Annotated in this window: 21 protein-coding genes; 5 read left to right on the top strand and 16 right to left on the bottom strand. The window is 64.8% G+C overall.

Going from position 1 to position 23823, the window contains the following annotated elements; all coding sequences use genetic code 11:
* Nucleotides 1-7 precede the first annotated feature (7 nt).
* The 5 genes from prsK (at nt 8) to ilvD (ending at nt 8765) form a co-directional block, all read left to right on the top strand.
* Nucleotides 8-2110, top strand: a complete 2103-nt coding sequence (prsK, locus tag B9N93_RS17415; protein ID WP_085215507.1) for an XrtA/PEP-CTERM system histidine kinase PrsK — start codon at nt 8-10, stop codon at nt 2108-2110.
* Nucleotides 2107-3459, top strand: a complete 1353-nt coding sequence (gene prsR, locus B9N93_RS17410) for a PEP-CTERM-box response regulator transcription factor (protein ID WP_085215506.1) — start codon at nt 2107-2109, stop codon at nt 3457-3459. The genes prsK and prsR overlap by 4 nt, the downstream gene beginning before the upstream one ends.
* 13 nt (nt 3460-3472) lie before the next feature.
* Entirely contained in the window at nt 3473-6232 is a 2760-nt protein-coding gene (gene prsT, locus B9N93_RS17405; protein ID WP_085215505.1) for an XrtA/PEP-CTERM system TPR-repeat protein PrsT, read from the top strand.
* A 101-nt stretch (nt 6233-6333) separates the two neighbouring features.
* Nucleotides 6334-7017 carry a TIGR04211 family SH3 domain-containing protein gene (locus B9N93_RS17400; protein WP_085215504.1) on the top strand — a complete coding sequence of 228 codons (684 nt, stop codon included), beginning with the start codon at nt 6334-6336 and terminating at the stop codon, nt 7015-7017.
* Nucleotides 7018-7061: 44 nt separating this feature from the next.
* Entirely contained in the window at nt 7062-8765 is a 1704-nt protein-coding gene (gene ilvD / locus B9N93_RS17395; protein ID WP_085215503.1) for a dihydroxy-acid dehydratase, read from the top strand.
* Nucleotides 8766-8816: 51 nt separating this feature from the next.
* On the opposite strand, the gene B9N93_RS17390 is transcribed toward ilvD, so the two are convergent.
* The 16 genes from B9N93_RS17390 to B9N93_RS17315 form a co-directional block, all read right to left on the bottom strand.
* A complete protein-coding gene (locus tag B9N93_RS17390; RefSeq protein ID WP_176225308.1) occupies nt 8817-9392 on the bottom strand; it encodes a protein-tyrosine phosphatase family protein in 576 nt (191 codons plus the stop codon).
* Nucleotides 9389-10348, bottom strand: a complete 960-nt coding sequence (locus tag B9N93_RS17385; RefSeq protein ID WP_176225307.1) for a diacylglycerol/lipid kinase family protein — start codon at nt 10346-10348, stop codon at nt 9389-9391. The genes B9N93_RS17390 and B9N93_RS17385 overlap by 4 nt, the downstream gene beginning before the upstream one ends.
* A 182-nt stretch (nt 10349-10530) precedes the next feature.
* Nucleotides 10531-12774 carry a TonB-dependent receptor gene (locus B9N93_RS17380; RefSeq protein WP_176225306.1) on the bottom strand — a complete coding sequence of 748 codons (2244 nt, stop codon included), beginning with the start codon at nt 12772-12774 and terminating at the stop codon, nt 10531-10533.
* A 283-nt stretch (nt 12775-13057) separates the two neighbouring features.
* Nucleotides 13058-13909 (bottom strand): hypothetical protein, encoded by an 852-nt coding sequence (locus B9N93_RS17375; RefSeq protein ID WP_125469042.1) that lies wholly within the window; start codon nt 13907-13909, stop codon nt 13058-13060.
* Between the two features lie 79 nt (nt 13910-13988).
* On the bottom strand, nt 13989-14063 hold the full coding sequence (pqqA, locus tag B9N93_RS17370) for a pyrroloquinoline quinone precursor peptide PqqA (protein WP_085216321.1): 75 nt from the start codon (nt 14061-14063) through the stop codon (nt 13989-13991).
* Between the two features lie 150 nt (nt 14064-14213).
* Nucleotides 14214-14747, bottom strand: coding sequence for an SRPBCC family protein (locus B9N93_RS17365; RefSeq protein WP_085215498.1), 534 nt, complete (start codon nt 14745-14747; stop codon nt 14214-14216).
* A gap of 30 nt (nt 14748-14777) precedes the next feature.
* Nucleotides 14778-15764, bottom strand: a complete 987-nt coding sequence (locus B9N93_RS17360) for a vWA domain-containing protein (protein ID WP_085215497.1) — start codon at nt 15762-15764, stop codon at nt 14778-14780.
* 1 nt (nt 15765) lies between these two features.
* Nucleotides 15766-16329: a hypothetical protein gene (locus B9N93_RS17355; RefSeq protein WP_085215496.1), complete on the bottom strand. Its 564-nt coding sequence runs from the start codon at nt 16327-16329 to the stop codon at nt 15766-15768.
* Nucleotides 16314-17303: a vWA domain-containing protein gene (locus B9N93_RS17350; RefSeq protein ID WP_085215495.1), complete on the bottom strand. Its 990-nt coding sequence runs from the start codon at nt 17301-17303 to the stop codon at nt 16314-16316. The genes B9N93_RS17355 and B9N93_RS17350 overlap by 16 nt, the downstream gene beginning before the upstream one ends.
* Nucleotides 17300-18208 (bottom strand): hypothetical protein, encoded by a 909-nt coding sequence (locus B9N93_RS17345; protein ID WP_085215494.1) that lies wholly within the window; start codon nt 18206-18208, stop codon nt 17300-17302. Before B9N93_RS17345 ends, B9N93_RS17350 begins: the two co-directional genes overlap by 4 nt.
* Nucleotides 18205-19050: a DUF58 domain-containing protein gene (locus B9N93_RS17340; RefSeq protein WP_085215493.1), complete on the bottom strand. Its 846-nt coding sequence runs from the start codon at nt 19048-19050 to the stop codon at nt 18205-18207. Before B9N93_RS17340 ends, B9N93_RS17345 begins: the two co-directional genes overlap by 4 nt.
* Nucleotides 19047-20069 carry an AAA family ATPase gene (locus B9N93_RS17335; protein ID WP_085215492.1) on the bottom strand — a complete coding sequence of 341 codons (1023 nt, stop codon included), beginning with the start codon at nt 20067-20069 and terminating at the stop codon, nt 19047-19049. The genes B9N93_RS17340 and B9N93_RS17335 overlap by 4 nt, the downstream gene beginning before the upstream one ends.
* An 85-nt stretch (nt 20070-20154) precedes the next feature.
* Entirely contained in the window at nt 20155-20433 is a 279-nt protein-coding gene (locus B9N93_RS17330; protein WP_085215491.1) for a methanol dehydrogenase [cytochrome c] subunit, read from the bottom strand.
* A gap of 34 nt (nt 20434-20467) precedes the next feature.
* Nucleotides 20468-20941 (bottom strand): cytochrome c(L), periplasmic, encoded by a 474-nt coding sequence (moxG, locus tag B9N93_RS17325; protein WP_085215490.1) that lies wholly within the window; start codon nt 20939-20941, stop codon nt 20468-20470.
* 88 nt (nt 20942-21029) lie between these two features.
* Complete coding sequence (gene moxJ, locus B9N93_RS17320; RefSeq protein WP_085215489.1) at nt 21030-21887, bottom strand: methanol oxidation system protein MoxJ; 858 nt, start codon at nt 21885-21887, stop codon at nt 21030-21032.
* 53 nt (nt 21888-21940) lie between these two features.
* Nucleotides 21941-23749, bottom strand: coding sequence for a methanol/ethanol family PQQ-dependent dehydrogenase (locus tag B9N93_RS17315; protein ID WP_085215488.1), 1809 nt, complete (start codon nt 23747-23749; stop codon nt 21941-21943).
* Nucleotides 23750-23823: the final 74 nt, after the last annotated feature.

Below are 23823 nucleotides of genomic sequence, written 5' to 3'. Positions count from 1 at the left end.
TCTTGGCGTGAGTATCGGTGTCCTCAGCTACCTGTCCGGCTTGATCGCCTATGTGGTCCTCGATGTGCTGCTGTTCGCCAGTTGGCGCGGCAATGCGCGGGGGCGCTGGCTGATCCTGGCTTCCAGCGCCACGGCGGTGTGGTGTTTGGCGCTGGGGCTGCAAGAGGGCTATCACCTGTCGCCCGCCCGTTTGATCTGGATCGTGGAGCTGGTCCGCACCTATGTCTGGCTGGAGTTCCTCGGCAAACTGCTGAGTCCCCGCTGCGACGATGGCGGCGACACCGAGACGGGCGATGGGGCCGCGATCCGGCGCGGCCTCCGTATCGCCGTGGCCTGCCAGCTCGGTTATCTATGGATCGCCCCCTGGCTGGAAACCCACTACCCGGATGTTTTCCGCCCTGCCTACCAATTGCTGGGCCAGATCGGCCTGGCTTTGATCGGGCTGGTGCTGGTCGAGCAATATTTCCGCAATACCCGCACCGACCTGAGATGGCGCATCAAATTCGTCTGTTTCGGCCTGGGCGGGATGTTCGCCTACGATTTCTACCTTTATTCCGACGCGCTGCTGTTCCATCGCATCAGCCCGGATTTATGGGCGGCGCGGGGCGCGGTGTCGGCCTTGTTGACGCCGTTGTTGGCGGTGTCGGCGGCGCGCAACCCGGAATGGACGGTCGATATCTTCGTGTCGCGGCAGGTGGTGTTCCATTCCGCCGCTTTGCTGGGGGCGGGGGTTTATCTGCTGTTGATGGCGACCGTCGGCTACTACATCAAGACCTATGGCGGGGAATGGGGCGCGGTGGCGCAGATCGTGTTCCTGGCGGGCGCGTTTTTACTGCTGGCCTTGCTGTTGTTCTCGGGGCAGATGCGGGCGCGGGTGCGGGTGTTCCTGGTCAAGAACTTTTTCAATTCGGCCTATGATTACCGGCGCGAATGGCTGCGCATTATCAACACCTTGTCGGATACCCGCTCCAGCCTGTCCTTGGAACAGCGCATCATCATCGCCTTGGGCGAGGCGGTGGAAAGCCCGAGCGGCGTCCTCTGGACCCGCGAGCCGCAGGGTTGGTTGGCGCAGCGGGCCAGTTTCGGCGAACCGGGCATCGACATTCCCCGCATCGAGGCCGACGATCCCACCCTGCTTTATATGCAGAGGCTGGAATGGATCCTCAACCTCGACGAGATGCGGGTCTTTCCCGAGCTTTACGAAGGGCTGAACCGGCCCGCCTGGCTGGAGCCCTATGGCAACGCCTGGTTGCTGGTGCCCTTGTTCCACAAGGACGGGCCGGTCTACGGGCTGTTGTTGCTGACCACGCCCCGGACCGCCATCCGCTGGGACTGGGAAACCCTGGATTTCCTCAAGACCGGCAGCCGCCTCGCCGCCAGCTATTTGGCCCTGGAGGACGCCGGGCGGGCCTTGACCGAAGCCCGCCAGTTCGAGGGCTTCAACCGCCTGTCGGCCTTCGTGATCCACGATCTCAAGAACGTGATCGCCCAGCTCAGCCTCGTGGTCCGCAACGCCGAGCGCCATAGCCACAACCCCGAGTTCATGGCCGATGCCATCCGCACCGTGGACCATGCCGTCGGCAAGATGAGCCGCCTAATGTCGCAGTTGAAGAATTTCGGCTCGGGCCAGGCGGCAACGGTCATCGAGATGGGGGCTTTGCTGCGCGAGGTGGTCGCGGCCCGCGGCGTGCAATTGCCCAAGCCGGACTACCAGGGGGTCGCTGCGCCGCTCTGGGTGCGGGCCAACCGCGACCGGCTGGCCTCCGCCCTCGAACATCTCATCCACAATGCCCAGGATGCCGCCGGCAAGTATGGCCGGGTGGAGGTCCGGCTCGGAAGTCCGGGACAAGGCGATGTCCGGGTCGATATCGAGGATAATGGGCACGGGATGGACGAGGAATTCATCCGGGTCCGTTTGTTCAAACCGTTCGATACCACCAAGGGGCTGACCGGCATGGGCATCGGTGCCTACGAGAGCCGCGAATATATCCGCTCCCTGGGGGGCGAATTGACCGTCCGCAGCCAACCCGGCCAGGGCGCCCGGTTCAGTTGCAGCCTCCCCGCCGCCGATCTGGCCGAACCATCCGCCACAGAGGTTAAACCCGCTTGACCGACCAAACCCTGCTCATCGTCGAGGACGATCCCGGCCTGCAAAGCCAGTTGCGTTGGAGTTTCGATCAATACAAGGTCTGGACCGCCGACGACCGGGAATCCGCCCTGGCCGCGGTCAAACGCCACCAGCCCGAGGTGGTGACCCTGGACTTGGGGTTGCCGCCCGACCCCGGCGGCGTCAGCGAGGGGTTCGCCACCCTCAACGACATCCTGTCGATGGCTCCGCAGACCAAGGTCATCGTCATCACCGGCAATGACGACCAGTTCAACCCGGTCAAGTGCATCGGGTTCGGCGCTTATGATTTCTTCCAGAAGCCCATCGATCCCACCTTGCTGGCGTTCGTGGTGAGCCGGGCGTTCCGGCTCCACGCCCTGGAGGAGGAGAACCGCCGCTTGCAACGGATGCACATCACCAACCCGCTGGAAGGCATCGTCGCCGCCAGCCCGGAAATGCACGAGGTCTGCCGCACGGTCGAGCGCTTGGCCCCCACCGATATCACCGTGCTGCTGCTGGGCGAGAGCGGCACCGGCAAGGAAGTCCTGGCCCGCGCCCTGCACGCCCTCGGTCCCCGCGCCAAAAAGCCCTTCATCGCCGTCAACGCCGCCGCCATCCCGGAGAACCTGCTGGAAAGCGAGTTGTTCGGTTTCGAGCGCGGCGCCTATACCGGGGCCACCCAGCAGACCAAGGGCAAGTTTGAACTGGCCGATGGCGGCACTTTCTTCCTGGACGAGATCGGCGATATTCCCTTGTCCTTGCAACCCAAGCTGCTCAGGGTGTTACAGGAACGGGTGGTGGAACGGGTGGGCGGACGCCAACCGTTCAAGGTCGATGTGCGGGTGGTCTGCGCCACCCACCAGAATCTGGCCAAGCTGATCGAGACCGGGCGGTTCCGGGAAGACCTGTACTTCCGCATCAACGAAATGATCATTAATATTCCGCCGGTCCGCGAGCGCACCGGGGATGTCGCGGTGTTGGCGCGGGCCTTCCTGGAAAAATTCGCCAAGCAGATGCGCCGCGCCCAGCTCCTCGGCTTCACCGACGAAGGCTTAGCGGCCTTGGAAGCCTATCATTGGCCCGGCAATGTCCGGGAATTGGAACACAAGATCAAACGCGCCGTGGTGATGGCGCAGGGCCCCTTGATCGACGCCAAGGATTTGGAACTCTTGCCGACCAGCGCCAAGCGGCGGCTGTTGACCCTGCGCGAAGCGCGGGAAATGGCCGAGCGCCAAGCCATCGGCATGGCGCTCAGCGAGGCCGGCGAGAACGTCACCAAGGCCGCCGAATTGCTCGAAGTGGCCCGCCCCACGCTGTATGCGCTCTTAACCAAATTCAACCTCAAGGTTTAGGGGGAAACCACCTATGAAGCACAGCCTACGCCTCTTGGCCCTGGTCGCCGTCCTCGGCGGTCCCGGCCCGGCCTTCGCCGCCAGCGGCCCTTTGATCGACGCCGCCCGTAGCTATATCCAGAAGCATGAATACAAAGCCGCCGTCATCGAACTGAAGAACTACTTGCAAGAGAACCCGAACGACGCCGAGGCCCGGATGATAGTGGGCGAGGTTTATATGAAGCTGGGCGATGGTTCCGCCGCCGCCCAGTCCTTCGAGAAAGCCCGTGAATTGAAGGTGCCCAAGGAACGTTGGATCGTGCTGCTGGGCCGGTCCTACCTGATGAACAACGACCTCAAGCTGCTGATGGAGCGGGTCAAGCCCGACGAGGATTTGCCGAATGGCGTCCGCGCCCAGGTCTACGGCCTGCACGGCGTGGCCTATCTTTCCCAGGGCAATATGGACAAGGCCCAGGCCAGCTTCGACGCCGCCCTCAAGCTGGAGCCCAGTTCCAGCGAAGCCTTGCTCGGCCTCGCCCTGCTGGTCGCCCAGCACGGGGATTACAAGAAGACCCTCGAATATGCCGAGCGGGTTTTGGTCGGCGATCCCAAGAACGGCAACGCCCATATCATCATCGGCGAGGCCAAGCGCTTGCAGGGCGATAACCAGGGCGCCGTCGATGCCTTCAGCCAGGGCTTGGACAGCCTGCCCAACGATCTCCGCGCCCGGCTCGGGCGGGCCACGGCCTATCTGAGCCTCAACAAGATCGCCGAGGCCGGCAAGGATATCGCCGAGGTCCGCAAGCTCGCGCCCAACCATCCCATGGGGATGTATCTGGCGGCGGTGGTCGCTTTCCAGGACGGCAAGCTGCAAGAGGCCAACGAATTGCTGGGCAAGGCCGCCAACCTCATGCCGGAACACCTGCCCACCAAGCTCTTGCTCGGCACCATCGCCTTCCAGCAGGGCAATTACGAAACGGCGGAGAACCAACTCGGGCAATTCGTCGCCAAACTTCCCGACAACCTGCCCGCCGTCAAGCTCCTGGCCGCCACCCGCATGAAACGCGGCCGACCGCAGGAGGCCATCCAGGTGCTCAAGCCGGTCGAGGCCAAAGCCAAGGACGACGCCCAGTTCCTCTCGCTGCTGGGCAGCGCCTATCTCCAGGCCAAGGATTACGAGCAAAGCAACGAATACCTGGGCCGTGCCGCCGCGCTGGACCCCAAGGCGGGCGCGATCAAGGCCCAGATCGCCCTGGGCCAGTTGGCGGCTGGCAAGCTCGACGAGGCCGTCACCGACCTGAAGGCCGCGGTAAACCTGGACCAGAACCTATTGCAGGCCGATGTGATGCTAGTGCTGGCCTTGATCCAGCAGAAGAAATACGACGAGGCCGTCGCTTCCGCCAACCAGTTGCACGCGAAGATGAAGGACGATCCCCTGCCGTTCAATCTCGTCGGCGCGGCGTATTATTCCAAGGGCGACGAGGCCAAGGCGGTCGAGGCTTGGCGCACCGCGCTCAAGCTCAAGCCCGACTATGCCCCGGCGGCGCTCAACCTCGCCAAGGTGGAACTCGGCCATAACAACACCGAGGGCGCGGTCAAGGTCTACCAAACCCTGCTGGAACACGACCCCAAGAGCGTTTCGATCCTGGTCGGGCTGGCCCAGATCGAGGAGGGCCGCAAGAACTACGACAAGATGGAAAAATACCTGGACGACGCCAAGGAGAAGAATCCCAAGTCGCCCCAGGTCGCGGTGCTGCTTTCGCGCTTGTATTTGCAGCAGGGCAAGCCCTTGCGGGCGCTGGATACCGCCCGCGACGGTGTTTCCAACAATCCCGACGATATCGATGTCATCCATAATCTCGGGATGGTCCAGTTGGCCAACGACCAAGCCGCCACCGCGGTGGGCAGCTTCAGGAAGCTGGTGGCCAGGGTGCCCGACCGGCCGCAATTCCGCCACGAACTCGCCCAAGCCCTCTACCGGGCCGGCGACAAGTCCTCCGCGATCCAGGAATGGCGCGGCATGACCACCGACACCCCCGATTTCGTCCCGGCCTATATCTCCCTGGCCGATTACTATATCCAGGAAGGCAAATTCGACGACGCCCTGAAGCTTGCCGCCGAACTCAAAACCAAGCAGCCCAAGGCCACGACCGGCGTGCAATTGGAAGCCGATATCGAATTCGCCCGCAAGCAATACCGCAAGGCGTTGGAAGGCTACGAGGTGGCCTACCGGACCACGCCCAACGCCGCCGTGGTCCGGCGCATGTACCAGGCCCACACCCTGCTGGGCGAACAGCCCGCCGGGTTCGAGGTATTGAACCAGTGGTTGCAAGCCAATCCCAAGGATGTGGAAACCTGGATGCTGCTGGGGATGGGTTATCAGGAGGCGGGCAAGGCCAAAGAGGCCGTCGCCGCCTATGAAAAATCCTACGAGCTGCGTTCGGACAACCCGGTCATCCTCAACAACCTGATCTGGCTGTACCAGGAGATGGGCGATCCCAGGGCGCTGCCGCTGTCGGAAAAGCTCCTGGCCGCGACCGAGAACAATCCCGAGATCATGGATACGGTGGGTTGGGTCTATATGCGGAACGGCAAGCTCGACAAGGCCATCGCCCTGTTGCAGGACGCCGCCGTCCACGCTCCGCAGCACCCCTTGATCCGTATCCACCTGGCCGAGGCCATGGCCAAGCAGGGCCGCAAGGACGAAGCCCGCCAGCAGCTACAACGCCTTTTGACGGAGAACAAGGACTTCCCCGAACGGGCCCAGGCCCAGGCTTTGCTCCAATCCCTCTGAGCGGTGGTCCACCGGGCCTTCCCGGTGGACGCCCCGGTCCGTCCATGAAGCGCCGGAGGCTTTGTTGCTAAAATGGATTTTCCGGCAGTCGTCCCAATTCCATGAATAAAATAATCCCGTTCGCGCTGGTGTTGGGGGTCGCCCTGACCGCGCAGGCCGCGCCCGCTCCCGCGCCCAAGAAAGGCTACATCACCGACAAGCTGGAAGTGCAAATGCGGGCCGGGCAGACCCTACAGCACAAGGTGCTGAAGATGATCCCTTCCGGCACGCCGGTGACCATCATGGGCGACAACTACGACACCGGCTATTCCCTGGTGAAGTTGGAGAACGGCGAGGATGGCTGGGTGCTGACCCGTTATCTCACCACCGAACCCCTGGTCCGCTCCCAGTTGGACGAGGCCCGCCGCAAGCTGATGGCGGCGCAGGACGACAACCGCCGCCTCAAGGAGGAACTGGTCGCCATCCAATCCGGCAAGGAAGGCTTGGACCATATCAGCCGCCAGCACCGGGCCGAGATCGAGCGTCTCAACACCGAGTTGATCGCTATCCGCCAAGCCTCCGCCAACGCCGTCCAAATCCAGGACGAGCGCGACCGCCTCCAGCAATATGTGATCGAGTTGGAGCGCGATGTGGAAACCCTGCGCCGCGAGAAAACCGCCTTGGAAAGCGACTACCGCCAGGGGTGGTTCATGACCGGGGCGGGCGTCCTGTTCGCTGGGATGCTGCTCGGTGTGATCCTGCCCAAGCTCAGTTGGCGCAAGAAAGCCAGTTGGGATTCCTTTTGATATCCGGGCTTCCGCCCGGTGGCCCTTACCTTCGGAGATGAGAGATGAGTAGCACCGACAACGATCCCCGCGCCTTTTCCGCCCAGGTGGTGGACGGCATGGAGCGCGCTCCCAGCCGCGCCATGCTGCACGCGGTGGGTTTTACCGACGCCGACTTTAAGAAGCCCCAGATCGGCATCGCCTCGACCTGGAGCATGGTGACGCCGTGCAATATGCATATCAATAAGCTGGCGGATGATGCCGCCCAGGGCGTGGACGGCCACGGCGGCAAGGCGGTGGTCTTCAACACCATCACCATTTCCGACGGGATTTCCATGGGCACCGAGGGCATGAAATATTCGCTGGTGTCGCGCGAGGTGATCGCCGATTCCATCGAGACCGTGGTGGGCTGCCAGGGCTTCGATGGGCTGGTCGCCATCGGCGGCTGCGACAAGAACATGCCCGGCTGCCTGATCGGCATCGCCCGGCTGAACCGCCCGGCGGTGTTCGTCTACGGCGGCACCATCCTCACCGGCTGCCATGGCGATAAGAAGCTGGATATCGTCTCGGTGTTCGAGGCGGTCGGCGCCCGCGCCAACGACCGCATCGACGACGCCGAACTCAAGGCCATCGAAGCCAAAGCCATTCCCGGTCCCGGTTCCTGCGGCGGTATGTACACCGCCAACACCATGGCCTCGGCCATCGAAGCCTTGGGGATGAGCCTCCCTGGCAGTTCGGCCCAGGCCGCCATTTCCGCCGACAAGCAGCGCGATTGCGAGCGGGCCGGGGCGCAGGTGTTGAAGCTGTTGGAGGCGGGCATCCGTCCGCTGGACATCATGACCAAACCGGCGTTCGAGAACGCCATCACCGTGGTCATCGCGCTGGGCGGTTCCACCAATGCCGTGTTGCACCTCTTGGCGATGGCCGATGCCTGCGGTGTGGATTTGAGCCTGGACGATTTCACCCGCATCGGTAAAAACGTCCCGATGCTGGCCGACTTGAAACCCAGTGGCCGCTACGCCATGGCCGAACTGGTCGAAATCGGCGGCATCCAGCCTTTGATGAAAGTGTTGTTGGCGGAAGGCTTGCTGCACGGCGATTGCCTGACCGTGACCGGCCAGACCCTGGCCGAAAACCTGGCCGAAGCCCCGGATTATCCGGCGGGCCAGGACATGATCCGCCCGCTGTCCAACCCGATCAAAAAAGACAGCCATTTGGTCATCCTCAAGGGCAACCTGGCGGCGGAAGGCGCGGTGGCGAAGATCACCGGCAAGGAAGGCTTGAGCTTCACCGGCCAGGCGCGGGTATTCGAATGCGAGGAACTGGCGTTGAAAGCCATCCTCGACGGCACCGTGCAAAAGGGCGATGTGATCGTGATCCGCTACGAAGGGCCGAAGGGCGGTCCCGGCATGCGTGAGATGCTGTCGCCGACTTCCGCCGTGATGGGCAAGGGCTTGGCCAAGGACGTGGCGCTCATCACCGACGGGCGCTTTTCCGGCGGCACCCATGGCTTCGTGGTCGGGCATATCACCCCGGAAGCCTATGTCGGCGGACCCTTGGCCATCGTCGAGGATGGCGACGGCATCACCATCGATGCTGAGCAGGCCGAGTTGACCTTGCACTTGTCCGACGAAGCCATCGCCGAGCGCCTCAGCCGCTGGCAACGGCCCGCGCCGCGCTATACCAAGGGCGTGCTGGCGAAATACGCTAAGCTGGTGTCCTCGGCTTCGGAAGGGGCGGTGACGGATAAGGATTTGGGGGATTTGTAGGCCGCGTCTATTCTCGGGTCCGGGGCGGATCGGGCCGATCCGCCCCGGACCCTAAGCTTGCGAGACCACCCGCAACCCGGCCGCGAATTCCTCGATCCGCCGGACCTGCCCCGCCGTGGGCCGGATGAAGGGCCGGACTTTCCGCACCCGATCCCAGGCCACCGTCGGCGCATCCCCCGCGCTGACCAGCCAGGCCGCCGCCAAGGTGGGGCCGCGGCCCAATCCCTCCCAGCAGTGGATATAGACCTTTCCCCCCTGCGCGACCGCCCGCCGGATGAAAGCCACCCCTTGCCGTAATTGGTCGAGGCTGGGCGCATGGTTGTCCGCCACCGGCAAGAATAGATAATCCAGTCCGGTGCCGCCCACTTCCTCGACATAGTCGTATTCGGCGCGGAGGTTTACCACGCCGGTCACGCCGCGCCGGTACATCTGGTCCACGATGCGGCGGGCGGGCTGTCCGCCCAAGAGGACGCCCGGCGCGACCCCGCTGAAATGCCAGATCGGCGCTCCGGTCAGCCAGCGCCAGGCTTTGTCGAGCCCGGCCAAAAGGGTCAGACAAGGCCCATGGGTGCCGAGCATATTGCCGAGCCGCCGTAACTCGGTTTGGATCGAGCCTTCCGGTTTCATGGGACCGGCTCCGCGCGGGGTACCCGCACCCGCACGGCCTGGGGCACGACGCTGGCCGTGAAGTGCTTGGCTTGCTTGAACGGCTCGCCGTCGAGGGTCATCCATTGGCGGCGGCTGCATTCCACGGTGATGGTTTGGGCTTGCCAATAATCTTCCAGCGGCGGCGGATTGTGGCGCAGGAAGGGCAGCAGGCTGTGGACCAAGCTGGCGAGGAAGCGTGCGATCTGGGTCATTTCGAAACTGCGCAGCACGATCACGTCCAGCAGGCCGTCACCGACGTTGGCGCAGCCGGCCATCCGCAACGAGGCAATGCCCACCCCGGCGGAATTGCAGATCATGCAGGTGATGCCGCGGATGGCGCGGGTTTCGCCGTTGGCGGTGATGACGTAGCGGGCTTCGCGCAACCGGGCCAGGGCGCGCCGTGCCGCCAGCAGATAGGCCCAGCGTCCCAGGCGCGTTTTCTCTTCGCGGGAGGTTTCGAGGTTATACAAGGCTTCGTAGCCGATGCCCGCCCGCAATAAGAACAAGCGGCCATCGACGCAGCCCATATCGACCGACCGGATCGCCGCCGCCGGGTCCAGGGCCAGGGCCAGCGCCGCCTCCACGGTGTCGGGGAGGCCCAATTCCTTGGCCAGGACGTTGGCCGTCCCGCAGGGAATGATCGCCAGGGCCGCCGGGCTGTCTTTCAAACCCGCGGCCACTTCCATCACGGTACCGTCGCCACCGCAGGCGATGACCAGATCATGGCCCAGCGCCGCCGCCTCCGCCGCGAACCGGCGGGCGTCGTCCCCGGCCTGGGTTTCCAGGATTTCCCAGCGAAGGTCGGGCCGCGCGGCGAACGCTTGTTCCAGGGCGTCCCGCACGTCCTGGCGGGTGCCTGCGGCCGGGTTGAGGATCGCACGGATGCGGGCCGGTGCGGGATTGGGTGGATTGGATTCGGGAGCGGGTATCGGCATGGGTCCATTCCTCGCCGTGGGTTTGTGTGGGGTCATCCCGTCCGCGGGATGTGGTGCCGGGCGGTTCCGAATCGACCCCGGCCCGTTGGGGGCCGGGATTGGATTCGGAGTCCGGTGCTGGCTTGGACGGTTTTTTCGGTCCGCCATTCTCGGTGTGGCGGAAACTTCTCGGGTGGCGGGGGCTAATCGAAATGTACCCGTACCCCCGCCCAGGCGCCGATGGGCGCGCCCGGTCCCAGGAACCGTTCCGGCGTGCCGCCATCCGGGGCCCCGGTGAAGAAATTGCGGTTCACCACGCCGAAATTGGAGTAATCGGTGTTGAATACGTTGTTGGCCATGGCGAAGAGTTCCACATGCTCCTCGACCTTGTAGCGGGTATGTAGGTTGACCACCGCGTACTCCGGCACCTGGGCCAGCTGGTTGGCATCGTCGCCGCGCATATATTGGCTGGAGGCGTATTGCAGGTCGCCGCCGAAGAACCAGCCGGTCAGGATTTCATATTCCGCGCCCAGCTTGACCAATTGTTGCGGAATGCCGGGAATCCGGTCGCCGGGGCTGACGGTTTCCGGTCCCAAGGCGTTTTGCAAGGTGGCGTGGGTCTGGTAGGTGGCGTCGATGAAGCTGTAGTTGATGTACCAGTTGAAGCTGCCATGGCTGCCCTGCAAGCCCACTTCCGCGCCCTGCCGCAGGGTGTTGCCGACGTTCTGGAAATAGCCCCGCGTCAAGCCGCTGCCGCCGACATTGATGAATAGGATGTCGTTGCTCAATTCGGTGCGGTACAGCGCCGTGGTCCAGCGGATGTCATCGCCCAGCTTGCCCCGCAAACCCACCTCGAAGGTGTTCGATACCACCGGCTTCAAGGGCGGGTCGGCGATGAAGCTGTTGGGTAGCGAACAAGGCGCTTCGGGGTCGGCGCAAGTCAGTTCCACCGGGGTCGGGACGCGGAAACCTTCGTTGTAATTGCCATAGAAGGTCATCTCCTTGACCGGCCCGCCGTCGGCGGCGAAGGCGTCCAAGGGTTGCAGGGTGAAACCCGCCGAGGGGTTCAGGCGGTTGAAGGTGTGGTGGCCGGCCAGGGAGGTGCGTCCGCCTTCCTCGTCGGTGCCATAGCCCGATAGCTCGATCTCGGCTTGGTTCCAGCGGCCGGCGGCGTTGAAGTGCAGCCAGGGCGTGGGCGATAGGGTGTCGGTGGCGAACACGCCGACATACTGGTTGGTGGCCTTGGCGTGGGTGGTCTGCTCCGCCGTTCCCAGGCCCACCGTGCCCCGGCTCGAAGTGAAGGCCGCCGCCTGTTCGGACTGGGTGAAATCGGTGTGGCCGTAGTCGTAGCTGGTGCCGAAGGTGAAGTTGTTCTTGAGCGCGAACACATCGCCCAGATAGCTCAGCTGCATCTGCGCCCCGGTGCCGTCCTCGTTGCTGCGCGAGCGGCGGTTGACGGCGGAGGGCGATAGTTCGCCGTCCTCGTTCAAACACTCGGCATAGGTCGCGAACTGCTCGCAATCCTCGGCCACGTCGCCGTTGAAGGTGTCGATGATATTGCTGCGGTAATAGGCGTTGCCCGCCAGCAGCCAATCCTTGGAGAACTCGTGGCTGGCCTTGAGGTTGAGGAAACTGAGATCGGGCTTGGTGGTGTCGGGGTAGGTGTAGACCGAGTTGCGGTTGGCCTGCAACAGGCTGTAGGGCAAGGGGCCGTTGCCGGTCAGCTTGTTGTTGGCGAAGGTGTAGCTGAGGTCCACGTCGGTGGTCTCGTTTTCCCAGCCCAGCTTCACGAACAACTGATGCACATTGCTGTGGGAATGGTCGCGCCAGCCGTCGTTCTCGGAGATGTTGCTGGTGATGAACCAATCGAACTCGTCCTTGGAGCCGCCATGCTCGAACTCGAAGGTTTTCCTGCCGAACGAGCCGCCATTGAATTCGGCCTGGGTGCCGGCATGGGTGCGGCCACTCTTGGTACGGATCGACAGCGAGCCGCCCAGGGCGTTCAGCCCGAACAGGGGATTGGAACCCGGAATCAGGTCGAGGTTGGCGATGGCGGCTTGCGGGATCAAGTCCCAGTTCACCGTGTCGCCGAAAGGTTCGTTGACCCGGACGCCGTCCTGGTAGACCGCGAGGCCGATGGGCGTGCCGATCAGGGGCGAGGCGCTGAAACCGCGGTAGGTGACATCGGGTTGGTAGGGGTTGTTCTGTACGTCGTTGATGTTGACGCTGTTGAGGTTGCGGTTCATGAACCGGGGCAGGTTCAAGGATTCCTGCCGATCCATCTGTTCATCTTCCACCGATTGCACATTGCCGGGCACCTCGCTGGCCGGCAATCCCAGGGTCGGCAAGGGGGTGATGCCCACCACCTCGACATCGGGCAGTTCCAGGACTTTGGCCGGGTCTTCCATGCCCGGCTCCGGCTCCCCGGCCAAGGCGGAGGAAGCCATGAGGAGGCCAAAGGCCCAGACCGGAAGCCAAACCTCCGGCATTCCCGCCGCCTCCGGGTAAGGGCTTGTTTTGAAAGTGTTTTGAATCATGGGCTGTGTGGGGCACTGTATTTCTAATAAGGGAAGCAGGGTGCGGTTCAAACCGCGCCCCGCGCCCAAGGGTAAGAGATAAGCGCCCTGTGCCCTATAGGAGAAATTCCTTTTTATGACTGGGAATTTTTCCTCTGAATCGCGGCCCGTTCCGTCTTGGGTCACGACCCGCCTTCCGTCTGGAATTCCCGGCTCAGGAATCCGCCGGTTTCGTTTCCGCCGCCAAACGGTTCAGATAACGGGCCACTCCGGTACCTTGTTCCGCTTTCGCCTTGGCTTCCAGTTGAGTCAAATAACGCGCCACCCCGGTCGGACCGGTGGGACGCGCCGGTGTCGCCGCCGTCGGAGCAGCCTTGTCTGTACGGGCGTTACCACGGATATTCCAGACGACGAAACCCACCAGGGCGAGGGCGATCAAGCCGAGGGGGTAGTTCTCCACCAGCGGGTTTGTCGATGGGGTGGGAGGCGCGGGGGGCGGGGCCGACACCGGCACCTGTGATGCCTCCGGTTGGGTGGCAGCCACCGGGTAGCGTTTGGGGGGTTCGTCCGGCCTGGCGGAAGCCGCTTTATACCGCCTGTGTGCCGGTTCCGGTTGGGCGGAAGCGGCCTGGGTTTGGGTGGCGGGCGCTTGTGGCGGGGATAGGGCAGGCGGAGCCACTGCCTTCGGCGTTGATTGGGGCGGATAAGGCTTGCGGGCCGGGGCTTCGTCCTCGACCAGCGGACCAGGCCGGGCGTGGGCCGGGTCGTGGTGATCCCGGCCCGGTTCGCGGATGATTTCGGTCGGGGGCAACGCCTGGGGTCCGGCCCCGGCGGCGGGCGGGCGTGGGGCGGCTTCCTTGGCTACCGGCGGCGGAACGGCCGGGGCCGGCGGCGCGATGGCGGGCGTCGGCGGCTGGGCTAGGTAGGGCTTGCGGGCCGGGGCGTCGTCCTCGAACACCGGCTTGGGCTCGAAGCCCGAAGGATGGCGGTATTCCTGGGCATGGGCCAGGGGGACGGCCAGCAGCAGTCCGGCGAGCAAGGTGGGAATAGGTCGGTTCGGTGTCACGGCGTGGCTCCGCGGGTTGGGGAATAGGGGGCGGACGCCGGACCCCGGCGTCCGCGGCCTGTCGCTGGCGGCTCGGGGATCAGCGATTGTAGATGTACATCGTGACCTCGAAACCGAAACGCAGATCGGTGTAGGTCGGTGTTTCCCAGATCATGGGCTACCTCGTCGAAGTGGGTTCACACTGCGGCCTTTGGGCGTTCCCTGCCCACGGGCCGCGCCATCGCCCGCCCTGGGGCGGCGCGTCTTTCCGGTGTCCTGCCGGAAATCCTGGCCCGGTCGCGGAATAAGCTTCCGCGCCGGGCGATCAATTCGCCTTTTCCAACCGGGCCTTGAGGTTATTCAGCCCGGCCTGGAAGAAATGGCGCATCGCTTCGACCGCCGCCTCGTCGGTCAAATTCGGCGGCGGCTCGTTGCCGGTGTCGCCCCGGTACAATCGGCTTTTCCATTCGACTTGGGTGCCCTGGTCCTTCGGTATGAGCCGGAACACCACCGAATAGGAACTGGCTGGCAGCGCGGCGGTGTTGGCCCGGCTCATCCGGTAGTCGTATTCATGGGTGGCGGGATCGTAGGTGTCCAAATCCTCCTCCAGCTTCTCGCCGTTGGCGAAGGTCAGGACGCGCTTGGCACCGGGCTGGTTGCCGTTGCCCTCGCTGGCCTTGAGCGCGGGATTCCAGACCGCGATGCCGCCGAAGTCCGCCACCGCCTGCCACACCCGGTCGATGGGTGCGGCGATCTCGACCGTTTCGACCACTTTTTGCGGGGTCGGGCCATGGGCGGCGGCACCGAACGCGGCCAGATAAGCGACACCGGCCAGGACCGGGCGTACAAGTTTCAACATGGGTTTATCGCTCCTCTTCGTGAAAAACAGCTACGGATCGGGCCGCGCCGGCAATCGGGTCCGCGGACGGAAAGCCTTCGCCTTCCAACCCACTCCATACGCCGCCACCAGCGCGGCCAAGGCCAGCCCCGCGGGCCAGTCGGAAAGCCCGGCCCGGACCCGCGCCGTCTTGGCGAACTCCGGGCGCGATAGGGCATGGCCCAAACCTTCCCCGCCCAGGAGGCGCTGATAGTCCAGCCCGCTTTCGGCGGCGAGCTGGCGCAGGTAATCTTCCCGCAGGGCCGAAAGATGCTCGGTTGCTGGACCGGTGGCGTTACCGAAGGGCGCGTTGCGGGCGTGGTAGCCTTCGATCTCCTCCGGGGCCATTTCCGACAGGCCGAAAGTGGAACGATGCGGCACCTCGTCCGGGGCTACGAACCCGGTCTGGCGGCCCGCCTCGTCGAATTTGGGGATGGGCATGGGCACCAAGCCCCCCGCGCCCAGCACCAGCCCGCGCATCTTGCCGCGCACCGCGTCGAGGCGGGGCCGGTAACGCGGATTGAGCGGCGGGGCTTCCTGGCCGTCGGTGACGAACACCAGGTCGGCGTCGTAGCGGGCCAGGGTTTCCAGGGTATTCAGCAGCCCGGCGGCGATACGGCTATCGGCGGCCCAGGCCATGCGCCAATCCAGCCGGTCGAGGGCGGCGGCGATGGCCGGGAAGCCCGCGCAGGTTTCGATAGGCTCGAACAGCAGGGCGGTGTTGCGCTCGGTGAAGACGCCGAGGCCGAAGCGCGAGCCGCAGGGCAGGCCGGCCACCGCCTCGCGCAAAGCCCGCTTCACGAAGTCCAGGCGGCTGACCGGCACGGCGTCGATTCGGTAATCCTCGACCGTCATGCTGCGGGTGATATCCACCACGGCGATATAGCTGAATACCGGCTGTTCCCGCTCCGCGCTCCAAGGCAGGCAGGCCAGCCCGGCCAGCAGCAGCGCCGCCGCCAAGCGTCGGCCCGCCGCGTCGCGCCACAGCCGCGTCACCATCTCAGGGCAACCCGCGCGGGAAACCCGGCACCCGCGTCCAGAGCTTGCGGGCCGCTTCCTCGTCCGGGATTTCGCTGCCGTTGTCCACCGGGTCGAAATCCGGCAATAGGCGCGAGGCGGTCTCCAGGTTGTACTTGGCGTCGCGGAAGCCGGGATCGATCCGCAGGGCGCGGCGGTAGGCATCCTTCGCCAATTCCGCCAGGGGCGCGGCGCGTCCCGGCTCGCCGCGCTCGACCGTTGCCAAGGCTTGCCGCAGGTAGACATTGCCCAGGTCGTAGAGGGCGCGGGTGCGGAAAGACGCATCGCCTTCGCCCGCCAATTCGGCCAATTCCGCCTGGGCGTCGGCGTGGCGGTCCTGCCGTCCCAAATAAAGCGCATAAGCCAAGCGCACCGGCAACGCCGCGTCGAAGCGCCGTTCCGGGCCGATATCCCGACCGGCGGCGAATTCGGCCAGGGCTGCGGCGATGTCCCGCGCCGCCCGCCATCGCCCGAGTTCCCAGGCCGCACCGGCCAGTGTCAGCAGCGCCAGCCCTAGGAGCAAACGCTGTTTCAACGCGCAGGACATGGTTCGACCTCGCTGCATTTGGCGACGGCCAGCCCGGCCAGCGCCACCACTGCCAGCGCATAGGCATAAACGTCCAAAGGCTGGCGTGGATGGGTTTCGGTATAACGCAGGGGCAGGTTTTCCAGGCGGTCGATATCGGCCATGGCCCGGCCCAAGGCTTCCGGGTTTTCCGCTTCATAGGCACGGTAGGGGATGCCGAGGCTTTCGAAGAATAAATGCAGGTGGCGTTCCGGGCGGGCTTCCGGGGTGTCGTCCACGGCCTCCGGCAACTCGAACAAGCCGGGATTGCCCGCCGTGCGCAGGAAAATCCAATACAGCCGAACGCCGCGCTCGACGAAGGCACGGCGCAGCAAGGCTTCGCTCTGGCGGTCGATCACCGCCGCGCCGTCCGAAACCAGCAGCACCGCCCGCGAGCCGGGGGAACCGCCGCCTTCGAAATAGGACAAGGCCAGGGCCAAACCCTTGGCAACATGGGTCTGGGCCAGACCGGGCAATCCCGCCGCCCGCACAGCGGCGGCCACCGCCTCGCGGTTGTCGGTGAATGGCAGCACGAACAAGGGTCCGGTACTGAAGGCGGCGACGCCGATGCGGTCGTGCGGACGGCTGTCGATGAACTGGTCCAACAGGCGCACCGCCGCCGCCGATTTGGCTTCTTCGCCGCCGCCCGGTGTCCGTCCGGCGAAGCTGTCGTCCATGCTACGGCTACGGTCCAGCAGCAAGACGAGGTTGGCCCCCTGGCCGACCCGCTCGACGCTAGATTCCCGCAGGTAAGGACCGGCCAGCCCCAGGATCAAGCCGACGAAGGCCAATACGCCCAACAGGCGCAAGCCATAATCCAGCGCCCGCGAGCCGGTATCGCCCGGTAGCAGCGCGTTCCAAGGGTAGCCGACTGGCACGAACAGCGAGCTACATAATGGCAGCGTGGCCAGGGGAACCAGCCACAGCCAAAGGGGTTGGGTGAAACCGAGGCTCATGCGGGCCGGTTCCGTTCGATATGGACGCAGGCGCGGCACAGGTTGGCGAGCCGGTCCAGGCTGTAATCGCGGACCGTGCCATCGCCGAAGAACAGGGTGTAGGACGCTTGGAAGAAAGCTTCGATCTCGCCGCGCACCCCGGCATAGGCCGTGTGGTCGGTGAAGAATTCCGGTAGCCGTTCGGCGAACAAGGGTTCTTCCAAGGTGCGGTCGAAGGCGCGATGCACCACGGCGAAACCCGCCCGCAATACCGCCGCTTCGTTACCATTGACTGCCAAGCGCCGCAGGGCCAGCCGGGCCTCGCGGAAATGCCGTCCGCGCTGACCCAATCCCCAAAATCCGCGTAAATGGCCGAGATAGGCCAGGGCCAGCAGCCCGGTCAGCGCGAAACTACCGGCTCGGCGCAACGGCGTGGCGGTATCGGGCGGTTCCGGGGGGGCGTCGGCTTGCACGGCGTCCAAGCCGCCCTCGGACAGCACCGCGAGGCCATGGACCGGCGATAGGCTGAACGGCCAGGCGGGGATAGCGGCGGTGGTGGTCCCGGTGGTTCCGGTGAAGCGCAAGCTGAAACCGGGGATCGCCAGGGTCTTGACCGTGAGCGGGACGTAGAAGGTCTGGTATTCCAGCGCGATGTTCAGCCGACCGCCCGGTCCCGGTTCGACCGCGACCCGCCGCAGTTCCAGCCAGCGGTTCAAGGGGCCGGGCCGGGGCAGAGAGGTTTCGTCCAGCCGGTCGCCGGGTTCCGGGTCCACGGTCAAGACATGGCGGATGGTGTCACCGACGGTGTAGCCATAGGCGTGCGGCGCTTCGAGGCGGACCGTGGGGGCGGCATCCGCCCAGCCGGTCGCGACCGCCAGGGCGAAGACCAGGGCCAGCTTGCGGAAGGGCCAGGGCGGGAGCCTCATGCCGCCTCCAGGAAATAACGGCTGATGCGGTCGGCATCGAAACCACCGGTCAGGAACAAAGGTTCCCGCCCGGCTTGGCGGAACAGGGTGCCCAGCCGGGCGCGGCGCTGGCGGAAATGGTCTTCCAGACGCGCCCTCAAGGCCGGGCGCAGGGCCAGGAGTTGGTCGCCGCCGCCTTCGAGGTCGGCCAGCCGGATCAAGCCGCGGCCTTGCGGCAGGATTTCGGCCTCATCCCAGATCACCACCGGCACCAGATCGTGCTGGGCCAACCCGGCCAGGATGTCGCGCAGCGCGGCCAGGGGCGCGTGGCAATCCGACACCAGGAACACCAAGCTGCGGCGGCGCGGCAACATCCGCCCGGCCAGCCCCAAGCCCCGGCAATGGCTGCCATGCGGCGCGTAGCGGCGCAAGCGCCCGGCCAAGCGGAAGGCCGGGCCGGGTTGGCGGGTCGGCGGCAGGCAGAATTCGGGGTGGATTTTTTCCGCCGCGCCCCAAAGGCCCAAGGTATCGCCCTGGCGGTAGACCGATGCCGCCAAGCCCGCGACGAAATCGGCCAGTACCGCCATTTTCGGATGAATGCCCCGGTGGCCCATGGAGCCGGACAGGTCGAGGAGGGCGAACACCTGGACGGCGGAGCGTTGTTCGTACAGCCGCACCCGGAATTGGCCGAAAGGATCGGTGAGGCTGGCCCGGAGGTCCAGGCGGCGTGGGTCGGGATGGCTCAACAAGGGCGCGAGATGGCGGAACGCCTGGCCTTCGCCATCCCGCCGACTGCGGTGGGCACCGGGACGGGGATGGGTGGCCCGGCCCGGCACGCGGTAGGTGAATTCGGCGGGTTTCACGGCGCGGCCACCGAGCGCAGGATGCGCCCCACCAGTTCGGGCACCAGTTCGGCGCGGCGGTATTCGTAGACCGGCTTGAGGAAAATGCGATGTCCCATCGCGGCGGGAAACACCGCCTGCACATCCTCGGGCAGCACATGGCCGCGCTGGGCCAGCCAAGCCCGGACCCGCGCCGCCCGGATCAGGTGGCTCATGCCGCGCGGGCTGGGTCCGGCCTCGATCAAATCGCCGCTATCGGCATCCGGCAGGCGCAGTCCGAAGGCTTCCGGTTCGGAAGCCGCCCGCCATAATTCACGCACATAGGTCTTGAGCGCGGGCGTGGCGGTGATGCCGGACTGGATGGCGGCGGCCAGTTCGTTCAGCGTCTCGAAGGCCAGGACGCCGGGTTCCACCGCGGCCAGCAAGGCGTCGGGATCGTGGAAGCGCGGCTCGAAGGCCAAAAGGTCTAGGATTTCGGCCTGGGTCGGCGTCGGCACGCCGATCTCCAGCATGAAGCGGTCGCGGGCGGCGGCGGGCAACTCGAAGGTTTCTTCCTTTTCGACCCGGTTGCGGTCGGCGAACACTTGCAGATGGGGGAAGCTGTATTCGCGGTTGAAGGCGGTCACGGCGCGTTCGGCCATCACCCTGAGCAGCAGGGAATGCACCTGGGGCCGGGCGCGGTTGATCTCGTTGAAGAAGAAGGTCGAAAGCCCCCCGCCTCGGCGCAGCAAAGGGCCGGGGGCGACGCCGGGTTTGCCGTGGTCGTCGAGGTAGGTGTAATAGATCAGGTCGGAGGGCATCAGGTCGATGGTGCCCTCGATGCGTTCGCACTCGCCGCCGATGGCCCGCGCCACCGCCCGCAGCAAGGTGGTCTTGCCGACCCCGACCCCGCCCTCCAACAGGACGTGGCCGCGGGCGAACACCGCGATGGCGACCAGGCGCACGGCCTGGTCCTGGCCGACGATGGCGTGCTTGATTTGTGCCTCGAAAGCCAAGGCCCGGGGCCAATGATCGGCGAGGAGGTTGTCGTTATGGTTCATCGATTCGCTGCGATACGATTGTAGGAGCGGGCTTCGGCCCGCGATGGAATTCCGGTCGCGGGCCGAAGCCCGCTCCTACCCGCGCTTACTTGATGTCTTCCACCTTGTAGACGAACTTGCCGGTCTTGGCGTAGTTCTCCACGCGCTTGCGGTTGCGTTCCTCCATGGCCTTGATCGATTCCGCTTGCTTGTTCAGTTCGTTGGGATCGTGCTTGGGATCGTATTTGCTGTCGGCCACCTTGTCGGGATAGCCGGGCTTGGGTTCCCAGCAGTTGCCGGGGGCTTTGCAATGGGTGCCGTCGTAGGCCTGGGCGCTGGATGCGGCCACCAGCAGGACGGCGGGGAACAGGTGTTTGAACATCATGGGTCTTTTCTCCTGTCGGTCGGGGTGGGGGGAATCATTTCAGCCATTCGGCCTTGGCCGGATCGCCCTTGTACAGGCTGCGGAGCCAGGCCATGACCTTGAGCATCTCGTCGGCGTTCATGTTGGTGCTTTGCGGTCCCATCATGCCCTGGGCGCCGCCCCAAAGAATCTCGAACAGGCCCACGTCGGTCAGGCCGCGCGGATAGGTCCAGTAATCGTCGGCGAGGCCCGGCCCGAGCTTGCCCTCGGCTTCGTGGCCGTGGCAGCCGGAACAGCCGGTGAGGTAGAGGCTATGGCCTTTCTCGACGGCGTCGGCGTTGCCGTTGTAGGGATTCTTGCCGGTCTGCTTGAATTGCTTGAACGCCTCGGTGTCGCCGCCCGGCTTGCCGTACTCGAAGCTCAGGGTTTCGCCGGTGACGGCGTGGCGGAAGGTGATCTCGGCCTGGGCCGAAAGCGAGGCCAGCGCCAGCCCGAAGGCGAACGCGGCTTGATGGGTCTTGGGTTTCATCGGGGGGTTATTCCTCTTCGTAATAGGGTGGGCGCGTATTCCGCGCCCACCATCGCAGCCGTCCGGTGGGCATGGGGACATGCCCACCCTACTTTTTATGTTTCCGGGTCGTTGGGCCGTCGGTTTCGTCCAAGGGCAGCAGCGGAATCCCTTCCGCCTTCAACAGGGCTTGGACGTCCTTGGCCTTTTCCCTAAGCACCCGGTTGATTCCGTCCATCAGGGCGGTGTTGTCCTTCTTGACGCCGACCGCGGTGGAATAGTGGAACGGCACCTTCTCGCCATCGGCCCGGGTTTGGTGATCGGGAATCATCCGCATCTCCAGCTTGCCTTCCGCCGCCTTCACGGTGCGGGCCGCTTGCGGACCCCAGAGGATGGCGAGGTCGGCATTGCCGGATTCGACTTCCTTCACCAGTTTTTCCGGGTCGTAGCGCACGTATTGGTTGCGCCGGGCCTTGAAGCCCACCAGGGATTGCAGGTAGTTGAACTGGTCGTAATAGCGGTTGATCTTCTTCAGCAGCAATTCCGCCGGGGTGTCGGGCATGAAGGCGATCTGCTTGGCCTTCATCAGGTAGGGGCTGTCGAAGTCCTCGACCTTCAAGCCTTTTTCCTTGCGGTAGACGAACACATAGCCGGAACGGTAATACGGCGTCGAGGTCAAGAGGCGCGGGTCTTCGGCGTCCACGCCGATCACCACCTCGCACAGATCTTGCTCCAACTGGTCGCGGATGAAATAGCGCGGGTCTTGCCACCAGACGTTTTCCACGGTCCGGCCCAAGCCGTCGGCGATGAGTTCGGCCAGCTTATTCTCGAAGCCTTTACCTTCCTGGTTGGAGTAGGGCAGTTCGTTTTCCGCCGCGCAGACCTTGAGCGGCTCGGCGGCTTGGGCCGCGCCGCTCCCGAGCATCGGGAACAGCAGGGCCAGCAGCGCTAGGCGCTTGAAACGCATAGATCGGGTTCCTATGTAGGGTGGGCATGTCCCCATGCCCACCGTGCGTTGGCTTAGTTGAGCGCGAACACGAACACCGAACCGCCCATCTGGGTGTAATGGGCCAGTTCCTTGAACGCGCCCACCGCGCCGAGACCGGCGGTCGGGTCCTTCAGGTCGAACACCAAGCCGACGCCCGGCCAGCCACCCACGCCGGAGTAGATGGCGACGTACTGCTTGCCGTTGTGCATGTAGGTGATCGGATGGCCGATGACGCCGGAGGGCAGCTTGAACTTCCACAACAGGTCGCCGGTGCGGGAGTCGCGGGCCTTGATGTAGCCATCCAGGGTGCCGTAGAACACCAGGTTGCCGGCGGTGGCGAGCGTGCCGCCCCAGACCGAGAACTTCTCCGGCACTTCCCATTCCATCTTGCCGGTGACGGAGTTCATGGCCTTGACCTGGCCCAGGGTGCCTTTCGGGCCGGGGTACATGTTGAGGGTCGCGCCCACGAAGAACTGGCCGGCGCGGTAGGGCAGCATGAACGGTTCCCAGTCCATGCAGATATGGTTCACGCCCATGAAGAACAGCTTCTTGTCCGGGTCGTAGGACTCTAGCCCCTGGTTGTGGTAGCCCATGGCGGAAGGACAGATGCCCTTGCCTTCGTGGTCCATGTAGGTGGCGTATTCCGGGTCGCGGATGGGGAGGCCGGTCTTCAGATCGACCTTCTTCACCCAGTTGACGGTGTCGTCGATCTTGAAGGCATTGACCAGGGTGCCGGTTTCGCGGTTGAGGGTGTAGACCAGGCCGTTGCGGTCGGGGTGGGTCAGCAAGGGCTGGATTTTGCCATCCACTTCCTGCTCGGACAGGCCCATGTAGTTGATGCCGGCGTAATCCCATTCGTCGTGCGGCGTCTTCTGGTAGCCGAACTTGGCCTTGCCGGTCTCCAGGTCGCGGCCCCAGATGGTCATGGTCCATTTGTTGTCGCCGGGACGCATGGTTTCGTTCCACGGCGCGGGGTTGCCGGAACCGTAATAAACCATGTCCAGCTTGGGATCGTAGGCATACCAACCCCAGTTGGTGCCGCCGCCGATCTTCCATGCGTCGCCTTCCCAGGTCTGGAGCCCTAGGCCGAACTGGCCGTAATGCGGGTTGTGTTCGTTGAATTTGTCGTCGAGCAGCAAGTCGGAGTCCGGCCCGGTGGCGTAGGCCCGCCATTCCTGCTTGCCGTCCTTGATGTTGTAGGCGGTGACATAGCCCCGGACGCCCAACTCGGCCCCAGCGGAACCGATCAACACCTTGTCTTTGGCAACGAAGGGCGCGCCGGTCAGGGTCGAGCCCATGGTGATATCGGAGTTCTCCACCTTCCAGATTTCTTCGCCGGTCTTGGCGTTCAGCGCGACGACGTTGCCGTCCAACTGGGCCAGGAAAATCTTGGCCGGGCCATGGTCGCCCGCCGGGACGTAGGCCACGCCGCGGTTCACCACGTCGCAGCAAGCCACGGCGCGGGCGGCGGGGTTCTGTTTGGGCTTGTACTGCCAGAGGATTTTGCCGGGATCGTTGAGATCGATGGCGTAGACATTGTTCGGGAACGGGGTGTGGACGTACATGATGCCGTCCACCACCAGCGGCGCGCCTTCGTGGCCGTGCAAGGTGCCGGTGGAAAAGGTCCAGGCCGGCTTCAGGTATTTGACGTTATCCGCGTTGATCTGGGTCATTTTCGAGAAATGAGTCGCGGAATAGTCCTTGGTCTGCATGGCCCAGTTGCGGTCATCGTGGGACAGCCGGTCGAGGTCGGCGTTGGCCGAGGCCGCGCCGGACACGGCGACGAGGCCGGTCGTGAACAGCACGGCTCCGACGGCCGCCGCCAGCTTACGCATTTGCATGGGATTCCTCCTAAGGTCCGGTCGTTCTTGTAGGGGCTACCCGGAAGCAGGACAGCCCAGGGTTTGCCGGAGCG

The sequence above is a fragment of the Methylomagnum ishizawai genome (assembly GCF_900155475.1).
GTDB lineage: Bacteria > Pseudomonadota > Gammaproteobacteria > Methylococcales > Methylococcaceae > Methylomagnum > Methylomagnum ishizawai_A.
Note: the sequence above shows the minus strand (reverse complement) of the source record. Positions and strands in the feature narration are given on the sequence as shown.